The sequence below is a fragment of the Rhizobium sp. P1_E1 genome (assembly GCF_056406015.1).
The window spans coordinates 1-10,116 of the sequence record NZ_JBFUAY010000166.1; the positions used below are offsets into that span (position 1 = coordinate 1).

Sequence of the window (10,116 nt, forward strand, 5' to 3'; positions counted from 1 at the left end):
GTCCCATTGCGCCACTGTCCAGCAGACAAACAAAACCGGCCGCATTCTCATCAGGAATGCGGCCGGTTGGAACTATCCGATGAGTTTAAGCGCGAAAATTACATTTCCGCAGTGGCATCGCCATCGCCGTCATCCGGGTCCGGTCCGCCGTTCTGCAGGAAACGGTCGGCGATCAGGCCGGCATTCTGGCGCAGTGACAGTTCGATCTCGCGGGCGAGATCCGGATTGTCGCGCAGGAAAGTCTTGGCGTTTTCACGGCCCTGGCCGAGACGCTGGCTGTTATAGGAGAACCAGGCACCCGACTTTTCGACGATGCCGGCCTTGACCCCGAGATCGACCAGTTCGCCGGTCTTGGAAACACCCTCGCCATACATGATGTCGAACTCGACCTGCTTGAAGGGCGGCGCCATCTTGTTCTTGACGACCTTGACGCGGGTCTGGTTGCCGATCACCTCTTCGCGCTCCTTGACAGCGCCGATGCGGCGGATGTCGAGCCGCACGGAGGCATAGAACTTCAGCGCATTGCCGCCCGTCGTCGTTTCCGGCGAACCGAACATAACGCCGATCTTCATGCGGATCTGGTTGATGAAGATAACCATGGTGTTCGACTTGGAGATCGAAGCGGTGAGCTTGCGCAACGCCTGGCTCATCAGTCGTGCCTGCAGGCCGGGAAGGCTGTCGCCCATTTCGCCTTCGATTTCGGCGCGCGGCGTCAGTGCGGCGACCGAGTCTACGACGAGAACGTCGACGGCGCCGGAGCGCACCAACGTATCGGTGATTTCGAGCGCCTGCTCGCCGGTATCGGGCTGCGAGATCAGAAGGTTCTGCAGGTCGACGCCAAGCTTGCGGGCATAGACGGGATCGAGCGCATGTTCGGCATCGACGAAGGCGCAGATGCCGCCCTTCTTCTGCGCTTCGGCAATCGTCTGCAGTGCAAGCGTCGTCTTACCGGAGCTTTCCGGCCCGTAGATCTCGATGATGCGGCCCCTCGGCAGGCCACCAACGCCGAGTGCAATATCGAGGCCAAGCGAGCCGGTCGAGATCGTCTCGATCTCGACAACATTCTCGTTGGAGCCGAGTTTCATGATCGAGCCCTTGCCGAACGACCGCTCTATCTGTGAGAGTGCCGCTTCAAGCGCCTTGCTTTTGTCCACCGATTTGTCCTCTACCAGCCGCAATGAATTCTGAGACATCCGATCCACCTTTAGGTTATTGAAGCCGCTCAAGCAATGTCGAGTTTGTACCCTATTTGTTCCATTCTCGCAATAGGCGATCAAATAGTTGAAAGAAAAAGGTAAAACGACACGTGTTCTGCATTTGTTTTATCAATGAAAAGCAACGACTTAGGCCAAAAGTGCCGACTCGGCCGCGGCAGGGCGCACCGTATCGATTCGTCCTTCGGGCATCGGGAGAGCGGATCGGATGAAGAAAAAGATTCTTGTTCTCGGCGGTGCGCATATCGACCGGCGTGGCCGAATCTCGGGCGAGACGGCGCCTGGCGCCAGCAATCCCGGCACCTGGTTCGAGGAGCCGGGCGGCGGCGGCTTCAATGCGGCGCGCAACCTCGCAAGGCTCGGTTTTCAGGTGACGATGATCTCGCCGCGCGGCGGCGATCCGATGGGCGAGACGGTTGGAGAAGCTGCCGATTTCGCCGGCATCGACGACCGGCCTTTCGTCTTCCTCGACCGCAAGACGCCGAGCTACACGGCGATCATCGAGAAGGACGGCAATCTGGTGATCGCCCTTGCCGACATGGATCTCTACCGCTTCTTCGTGCCGCGGCGTCTCTCCATCCGCTGGGTGCGGGAGGCCTTCGCCGCCCATGATTTCATCCTCTTTGACGCCAACCTGCCGGAAGAGACGATCGCGGCGATCGTCGCAAAGGCGCATTCGCTCGCCAAGCCCGTTGCGGCAATCGCCATCTCGCCGGCCAAGGTCGTCAGGCTGAAACCCTGCATCGGGGATATTGATTACCTGTTCCTGAATGAGGCTGAAGCTGCCGCCCTTGCCGGTGAGCGGCCGGAAGAGGCTGCCGGCTGGCCGCCGTTGCTGAATGAGATCGGCATCAGGAACGCCGTCGTCACCCGCGGCCGGCGCGAGCTCGTCGCGCTTTGCGATGGCCGCGCCGTGACGTTGCAGCCGCCGATCGCCGACACCGTTGCCGATGTCACGGGTGCTGGCGATTCTCTTGCGGCCGGCACACTCGCCGCCTTGATATCAGGCTTGCCGCTCGAAGAAGCCATCCGCCACGGCACCGCGGCCGCCACACTGACCGTGCAGTCGCGGCACGCCGTCAACGAAAATCTGACGCCCGAGCTGTTGAATGAGGCGCTTGCCCTTGTTCCCCAGATCAGAATTCTGCATTGAAGCAGCCAATTAAATAGTTGAACATGATGCCGAAAACCGCTCGCACTTTTCAGCATCATGCTCTGTCGATCACAGGACCAGACCATGACTAACCCCATCTCCCCTCTTTTACCGATCGCCTATTCGAAGGAAGTCGCCAGCGCCAAGCAGCGCGGCGCGCCTGTGGTGGCGCTGGAATCGACCATCATCACCCACGGCATGCCCTATCCCGGCAATATCGAGATGGCCCGTAGCGTCGAGGCGATCATCCGCGAACAGGGTGCGGTGCCGGCAACGATCGCCGTCATTCACGGCACGCTGCATATCGGTCTTGAAGCCGCGGAATTGGAGCAACTCGCCAAGGCGACCGAAGTGATGAAGGTGTCGCGCGCCGATCTCGCCTTCGCCATCGCTGAGCGCCGCACCGGCGCTACCACCGTCGCGGCGACGATGATCGCGGCGGCGCGCGCCGGCATCCGCGTTTTTGCCACAGGCGGCATCGGCGGCGTGCATCGTGGCGCCGAGGAAAGCTTCGATATATCAGCCGATCTCGAGGAACTGGCGCGCACCGGCGTCATCGTCGTCTGCGCCGGGGCCAAGGCGATCCTCGATATTCCAAAGACGCTGGAAGTGCTGGAAACCCGCGGCGTTCCGGTCGTCACCTATGAGAGCGAGGAATTCCCCGCCTTCTGGTCGCGCTCCTCGGGCATCCGCAGCCCGTTGTCGCTGAACAGCCCGGCCGCCATCGCCAATTTCCAGACGGTGCGCGAGCAGCTCGGCGTCGACGGCGGCATGCTCGTCGCCAATCCGGTACCGGAAGCTGACGAGATCGCGCGCGAGGAGATGGAAATCTATATCGAGCGGGCACTCGACAGCGCCGAGCGCGACGAAGTGACCGGCAAGGCGGTAACGCCCTATCTTCTGTCGACCATCTTCGACCTGACGGACGGCCAGAGCCTCAAGACCAATATCGCGTTAGTTGAGAACAATGCGCGGCTTGCGGCTGAGATTGCGGTTGCGTTGAGTGAATGAAGGTTGACGGGCTGGCAGGTATCAATTTTTAGCAGAGAGGTGGTGCCGTTCCAGCCCCCCTCTACCCTGCCGGGCATCTCCCCCACAGGTGGGGAGATTACAAGCGGCAAAACCTTCGCATCGCATCAACGTTTCGCCGAGCTGCATGGATATTTGGTTAGGGAGCCAGTGCACCCAGCCGATCTCCCTCCTTGTGGGGGGAGATGCCGGCAGGGCAGAGGGGGGTGCGGCACGCCACAGCGTGCCCTCCGACAGCACCTCACTCACCCATCCAGCGTCTCCTTCACCACAACAGCGAGCTGCTTCAGCGAGAAGGGCTTCGGTAGGAAGCCGAATTTCGCCTCCGGCGGCAGGTTGCGGGCAAAAGCATCTTCGGCATAACCTGAGACGAAGATGAACTTCATGTCGGGATAGGTCTTGCGCAGCTCGCGCAACAGCGTCGGACCGTCCATTTCGGGCATCACGACGTCGGAGACGACGATGTCGACCTTGCCGTCGAGTTCTTCCAAGATGCTGAGTGCCTCGACGCCCGAGCCCGCCTCGTGCACGGTGTAGCCCCGCGTTTCCAGCATGCGCTTGCCGCCGCGGCGCACAGCCTCCTCGTCCTCGACGAGAAGGATGACGGCCGATCCCGTCAGGTCCTCCGGCTGCTGCGGCGATACCGGCAGCGGCACCACTTCGGCCCCGGCGATGGCGCCGTCGATCGAGCCCGCTTCGGCGGCCACCGCCGGCTCCGGAATGTGCCGCGGCAGGAAGACGCGGAAGGTTGTGCCCTTGCCGACTTCGGATTCCGGCTGGATGTAGCCGCCCGACTGTTTGACGATGCCGTAGACCATGGCGAGGCCAAGCCCGGTGCCCTTGCCGACATCCTTGGTGGTGAAGAACGGCTCGAAGATCTTGTCCATGATCTCGGGGGCGATACCGGTGCCGTTATCCGCGACTTCGACCAGCACCATGTCCTCGGCCGGCATGTAGGAGTAGTTGAAGGCGGAGACCTCGGCGGCGGTCAGATTGCGGGTGCGCAGTGTCAGCGTGCCACCCTCGGGCATCGCGTCGCGCGCATTGACGCAGAGATTGATCAGCACCTGCTCGAACTGCGAAAGGTCTGTTTTGACAGGCCAGAGGTCGCGGCCATATTGCACGTCGAGTTTGACATTGGTGCCGGAAAGCAGCCGGTCGACCAGCATGCGCAGGTCGCCGACGACATCGGTCAGGTTCAGCACCGAGGGCCGCATCGTCTGCTTGCGCGAGAAGGCGAGCAGTTGGCGCACCAGCACGGCGGCACGGTTGGCGTTGCGCTTGATCTCTATCAGGTCGGCAAAGCTGGCATCGGCGGGCCRCGCCTGCAGCAGCAGATGGTCGGAGGAAAGCAGGATCGCCGTCAGCACATTGTTGAAATCATGCGCGATACCGCCGGCGAGCGTTCCCACAGCATTCATCTTCTGCGTCTGCGCCATCTGCGCTTCCAGCGCCTTCTGCTCGGTCACCTCGACGGCATAAACGATCGCCGCCTCCTCTGGCGCCTCGTCGCTCTGGTCGATGACGGCATTGACATAGAAGCGGAAATAGCGCGCCTCGTCGGTCGGTGTGCGGGTGTCGAGCGGCGCAATGTCGCCCTGCCGGTCCTTGGCCGCCGCCAGCGCCGCGGCGAGCTGTGGCCGATCGCTCTCCTGCACGATGGTTTCAAGATGCGGCGCCTTTTCGAGGTCGTCGCGCGAGACGACACCGGAGAACATCTTCAGGAATGGTGCATTGGTGCGCAGGATACGCCCGTCGCCGTCAACCGAGGCGATTGCCATCGGTGTGTTGTTGAAGAAGCGGGTGAAGCGCATGGCGGCGGCCGAAGCGGACTGGCCGCCGGCATCGCTCTTTTCACGCGCCAGCACGATCGTCCGGCTTTCGCCGGGTGCGCCGTCGCGCATCGAGGTGACACTGTGGATGATCTGCACCGGCAGGCTCTGGCCATTGCTCTTGCGCAGGTCGAGATCGAGCGTCACGGTCTTCTTCAGGCCGGGTTCGGCCTGCACCGACTGAATCAGCGCCAGCCCCTCGCCCGCCACCACGTCGCCGATCGTCATCGAGCCCGGCACGAATTTGGTGAGGTCGAGGCCCAGCCACTCGGCAAGCGTCGCATTCAGGTAGAAGATCTCGCCCTTCCTGCCGGCGGAAAAGAAGCCGGCCGGCGCATGGTCGAGATAGTCGATCGCGTTCTGCAATTCCTTGAAGAAGCGCTCCTGATCGTCGCGCTCCGTGGTGATGTCGGTGATCTGCCAGATCTGCAGCGGCTTGCCGCCGTTTTCCTCCGGCTGCAGCAGCCGCGCCTTCAGCCGGTACCAATGGGCGCCGGAGCTGTTGCTGCCAGGCCCGACGGCACGCAGCAGGCGGAACTCCTCGCGGCCTTCCTTGCCCTCGCGCAGCCCGTTGACCAGCCTGTAGAGCGCCTCGTTGGATTCGCGATGGCGCGACAGCAGCGTTTCCAGCGTCTGCACCTCGGTCGCCTTACGTGCGCCGGTCAGCGCGCCATAGGCTGCATTGGCATAGATGATCCGGCCTTTTTCGTCGGTGATCAGCGTCCCGTCGGGATGGCTGTTGAGGAAGGCGCGCGCCAGGCTGTCGGACTGGCGCTGCGGCATCACCTCAATGAAGCCGATGACCGAGGATACCAGGAAGAAGATGCCGACCATGGCGAGCACGCCGAGACCGCCAAGCACGACCTCGTTGTCGAGCGACTTTTTGAAGAAGACGAAGGCGCCGGCGGCGGCGATCAGCACGAGCGCCAGCAGAAGAATGCGCAAGACCGTGCCAGAACGCCCCCCACGATCCACAAGCGGTGCGTTATAGTCGTCGGCCTGACGCGGTTTCGTCATGTATTCCTCACATAAGCCCTCCCGCTTCGTAGCACGAACAAGAAGCAGGAATCAGGCACTCTTTACTTCTTAGCAATTTGCTGCGTCGGCAAAAACACCGCTAGCCGGCAAGACTGCTTGAATTCACAGGCAACAGCGCCATCTGCCCCAGAAGCCCAGCTGCTGCCCGTGCGCAAGGTCGCCGAGTTCCTAGCAGCGGAACACGAAATCGCGTTCTCCCGTGACTGGACAGGATCGGCGGCCCTTGCCTAAGGAACGGAAAAGTCGTCAATATGTGCCGAATGCGAAATGGAGTGAGTGACTATGTTGGATGATGTTGTCGGAGCTTATGGCAGCCGTTTCCTGCTTGCCGCCGGTGGTGTCGGTCTGGCGCTTCTCCTGCTCATCATCGTGCTCTGGGTGATCCGCAGCCGGGCGCCCTCGCCCTTCGTGCGCGGCGGCCGCAACCGACAGCCCCGGCTGCAAGTGCTGGATGCCGCAGCCGTCGATGCCCGTCGCCGTCTGGTGCTGGTGCGCCGCGACGACGTCGAGCACCTGATCATGATCGGCGGCCCGAGCGATATCGTCATCGAGAGCCGTATCCTGCCCGCAGCGGCCGAACAGCCGGACAGCGCCAGCCGCCCGCAACCCGTCGAGCAGCGTCCGATATCCGTCGCGCGGCCGGAAACGCCGCCGGTCTCGCCACCACGCCCGCCGGTCGCAGCCCGTGTCGAGCCGGCAGCCGAGCCCACTTTCTCTGCGCCGGTTTCGCCGGAGCCGCGCCCGCGCCCAGAGCCGTCGGCCCAACCGCCGGCCCCGCCTGCCGTGGCACCGCCGGTGGTCACGAGCCCTCTTCCGGCAGAGCCCATGACAGCTCCGCTGTCGGCCGAACGCGACAATCCTCTGCGTGCCGTCCCGCCCCAGCCGCGCCCGCCGGAGCGTCCCGCCGCTCCCCCAGCCGCGCAGCCAGCACCATTTCACGATGCCTCAAGTGCCGCCGAGATCCTCGATGCCGCCCGCCAGCGCGTGCTGCCGCAACAGCGAATCGAACCCGAGGTCTCGGCCCCGTCTGTCCAGGACATGCCGGCGGCCGCACGCGCCGCACCTGCAACGGCCGAAGACGAGCCGGCTGCGCAGCCGGCAGCGGCGATCCGTCATGAATTCCAGCGGGTGCTGGAAGAGGAAATGTCGAACAATCTGACGGCCGAACGCATCGTGCCGGCGCCGGCAAACCAGGCGCCTCGCCAAGCGGTGCCGCAGCCGGGCAACCTGCCACGCCGTGATCCCGAGCTTGCCCCGATCACCGGCGCCGATACCGAGCTGCAGAAGGAAGTCGCCCGCATCTTCGGCGAAATGAGTGTCAATCGCGACAAGTGAAGGCAAACGCGCCTGCCTGACATCGGATTGCCAGAGCCCCCCTTCCTTCATCATCACGTTGCATAAATGCCGCATTGCCCTGGCTTTCAGCACACGAACGGCTTGGGGGCTGCCTTTCATGCCAATCATTTGTTATCCCTAGGGTTGAAGAGCGTTGGCGCACTCGAGGTCGCACTTTGCCTAAGTAAATACCGGTCTCACTCCAGTTTCACCCGTACTGCCGCAGAGCGACACGCTGGCGGCATGCGAACATGTTCATCGGGTGGTGGCGAGAGACCGGTTTGGCATTGTTACAATGTGCCATGTGCAGCTCCGCTGTCTCAGCTCTTCAGCCGCCCACAACATCGCCACACCGCGCCCGCAAGGGGTTTTCTCATGCACCATCTTGGTGGACTTCCGAACGGAAGACCAAGACGGTATGTGCAATACGCTTCAGGTCCGATGGACCATTATTCCCAAGACAGCTCCCCAGCCTTGGATTGCATGCGGTGGATGCGGAGGCCTGAGAGCCTTCCAATCCAGCGGCAAGATCCGGCTCAACGCCAACGGTCGCAAGCTTGATGCTTGGCTTATCTACAAATGCCTGACCTGTGAAAGGACATGGAACCGGCCAATCATCGAGCGCCGCAATGTTCGCGACATCGACCCTGCAATCCTTGACGCGTTACAATCCAACGATCCGGACTGGATCCGGGCGGAAACCTTCAACCTGGATGCTCTCCGGCACAAGTCGCAACGTGTGGACGAGTTTGCTGAATTTGAAATCGCGAAAGAAATCCAGCGCGAAACTGCACATTGGACGAGTTTGGCAATCGAACTGATAGTCCCGTTTCCAACCAGCATACGGCTTGACCGTCTGCTCGCGTCCGAGTTGAAAGTTTCGCGCTCGCGGCTGCAGGCTCTTCATGATGAAGGCATGGTTCGCACAGATCCTGACCGATCAGACGTCATGCGGCGACGAATCAGGAATGGCACCCTTATCGTGATCGACCTCGCCATGCAGGCCGATCGAGAGCAATCGTGGAAACCTCTGGCATCAGGAGATCGGCTGTAATCACGGAATCTGCGGCGACAACGGCTCGATCCCGGGCCTTTGTGGCTTGTTCCCCAACACGCGAGGACAATGGATAACAAAAAAGCGCCGCGATCTGATCGCGGCGCTTATTCTGCTCTCATGCCTGCATGAAAACTCTCATTCGTCGCGATAGACCTTTTCGCGGCGTTCGTGACGCTCCTGCGCCTCGATCGACAGTGTCGCGATCGGGCGGGCGTCGAGGCGCTTGAGGCCGATCGGCTCGCCAGTTTCCTCGCAATATCCGTAGGTGCCGTCTTCGATGCGCTGCAGTGCCGCGTCGATCTTCGAAATCAGCTTTCTCTGCCGGTCACGGGCGCGAAGTTCGATCGCCCGGTCTGTTTCCGACGACGCCCGGTCGGCGAGGTCGGGATGGTTTGCGCTTTCCTCGGCCAGATGGTCGAGTGTCTCGCGCGCTTCTCTAAGGATATCATTTCTCCATGCAACCAGCTTCGCCCTGAAGTAGGCACGCTGGTTTACGTTCATGAATTCTTCCTCTTCCGAGGGAACGTAATTGCTAAGATCGATCTTCTCACTCAACGCGATTCTCCTGAAGAACATCTCATCTGGCCGGGTGTATATCCCAAGCGCTAGTCGCGATTCAAGCCAAATACGACAGGTAAACAGATTTTTAAATCTGTCACAGTTTTCGGCTAACAGACTATTTTCTCATCATTATTCCGGCTTGCGTTTTTTGCTTCGCCTTCAAAACGCCGTGTTATCAGCCGCGTTTTGGGCAGCTGGAGCATCGCTGACGGTTGACGCCGGCCGATTGCAACCGCTACTGAAAAAGCCCGCTGGATCCTGGATTTGCCCATGACCGTACCCCTGCCTCCGCCCAACCGCATCTATCTCCTGCGCCATGCCGAGGCCGCCTGGGCCGAACCCGGGCAGCGCGATTTCGACCGGCCGCTGAACGAAAAGGGCTTTGGCGATGCCGAAATCATCGCCGACAAGGCCGCCGACAAGGGCTACCGTCCCGATCTTCTGATCAGTTCGACCGCGCTGCGCTGCCGCGATACCGCCGATGCGGTGTACCGGGCGATGGGCCTCACGCTCGAGGTTCGTTATGTTGACGCGCTCTATAATGCCACGGTCGACACCTATCTCGAGATCATCGATACGCAGGACGAATCTGCCGTCATGCTGGTCGGCCACAATCCGACCATGGAGCAGGCGCTGGAGGCGCTGATCGGTCACGAGGCGATGGTAAGCGCCCTTCCCGGCGGCTTCCCGACGGCAGGCCTTGCCGTCGTCGATTACGATGCTTCCGCCGCCGTCTGGCGCCTCACCGATTTCGTGGTCGTCTGAAGACTTTCGCGCCGCTTCTTTTGCGGGCGGCGCGCCCTCCCTATATTGCGGGGCAGTCACCAACCGGAATCGCGCCTTGCCGCCACGCCTGACATCTTTTGCCGATGACGCCCGCATCGCCTTCGACAATCT

8 protein-coding genes are annotated in these 10,116 nt (G+C 61.8%); 5 read left to right on the plus strand and 3 right to left on the minus strand.

What is annotated here, in order from left to right; all coding sequences use genetic code 11:
• Positions 1-98: 98 nt before the first annotated feature.
• Positions 99-1,193, minus strand: a complete 1,095-nt coding sequence (gene recA, locus AC1D1Z_RS29655) for a recombinase RecA (protein ID WP_003540131.1) — start codon at positions 1,191-1,193, stop codon at positions 99-101.
• Between the two features lie 229 nt (positions 1,194-1,422).
• Between recA and AC1D1Z_RS29660 the strand changes: the two genes are divergently transcribed.
• Together AC1D1Z_RS29660 and AC1D1Z_RS29665 are read left to right on the plus strand one after the other, a co-directional pair.
• Positions 1,423-2,367 (plus strand): carbohydrate kinase family protein, encoded by a 945-nt coding sequence (locus AC1D1Z_RS29660; RefSeq protein ID WP_047621299.1) that lies wholly within the window; start codon positions 1,423-1,425, stop codon positions 2,365-2,367.
• Positions 2,368-2,451: 84 nt separating this feature from the next.
• The gene (locus tag AC1D1Z_RS29665; RefSeq protein WP_477852489.1) at positions 2,452-3,378 is read left to right on the plus strand and encodes a pseudouridine-5'-phosphate glycosidase; all 927 of its coding nucleotides are present in this window, start codon (positions 2,452-2,454) and stop codon (positions 3,376-3,378) included.
• Positions 3,379-3,641: 263 nt separating this feature from the next.
• Here AC1D1Z_RS29665 and cckA read toward each other — a convergent pair whose 3' ends face one another.
• Positions 3,642-6,245 (minus strand): cell cycle histidine kinase CckA, encoded by a 2,604-nt coding sequence (gene cckA, locus AC1D1Z_RS29670; RefSeq protein ID WP_477852490.1) that lies wholly within the window; start codon positions 6,243-6,245, stop codon positions 3,642-3,644.
• A 297-nt stretch (positions 6,246-6,542) separates the two neighbouring features.
• Between cckA and AC1D1Z_RS29675 the strand changes: the two genes are divergently transcribed.
• Together AC1D1Z_RS29675 and AC1D1Z_RS29680 are read left to right on the plus strand one after the other, a co-directional pair.
• Complete coding sequence (locus tag AC1D1Z_RS29675) at positions 6,543-7,601, plus strand: flagellar biosynthetic protein FliO (RefSeq protein WP_131604852.1); 1,059 nt, start codon at positions 6,543-6,545, stop codon at positions 7,599-7,601.
• A 418-nt stretch (positions 7,602-8,019) separates the two neighbouring features.
• A complete protein-coding gene (locus tag AC1D1Z_RS29680) occupies positions 8,020-8,655 on the plus strand; it encodes a DUF1062 domain-containing protein (protein ID WP_115157475.1) in 636 nt (211 codons plus the stop codon).
• A 138-nt stretch (positions 8,656-8,793) separates the two neighbouring features.
• On the opposite strand, the gene dksA is transcribed toward AC1D1Z_RS29680, so the two are convergent.
• On the minus strand, positions 8,794-9,213 hold the full coding sequence (dksA, locus tag AC1D1Z_RS29685) for an RNA polymerase-binding protein DksA (RefSeq protein ID WP_017964517.1): 420 nt from the start codon (positions 9,211-9,213) through the stop codon (positions 8,794-8,796).
• Between the two features lie 276 nt (positions 9,214-9,489).
• Here dksA and AC1D1Z_RS29690 point away from each other — a divergent pair, with 276 nt between their 5' ends.
• Positions 9,490-9,984: a SixA phosphatase family protein gene (locus AC1D1Z_RS29690; RefSeq protein ID WP_130758812.1), complete on the plus strand. Its 495-nt coding sequence runs from the start codon at positions 9,490-9,492 to the stop codon at positions 9,982-9,984.
• The last annotated feature ends 132 nt before the right edge of the window (positions 9,985-10,116 follow it).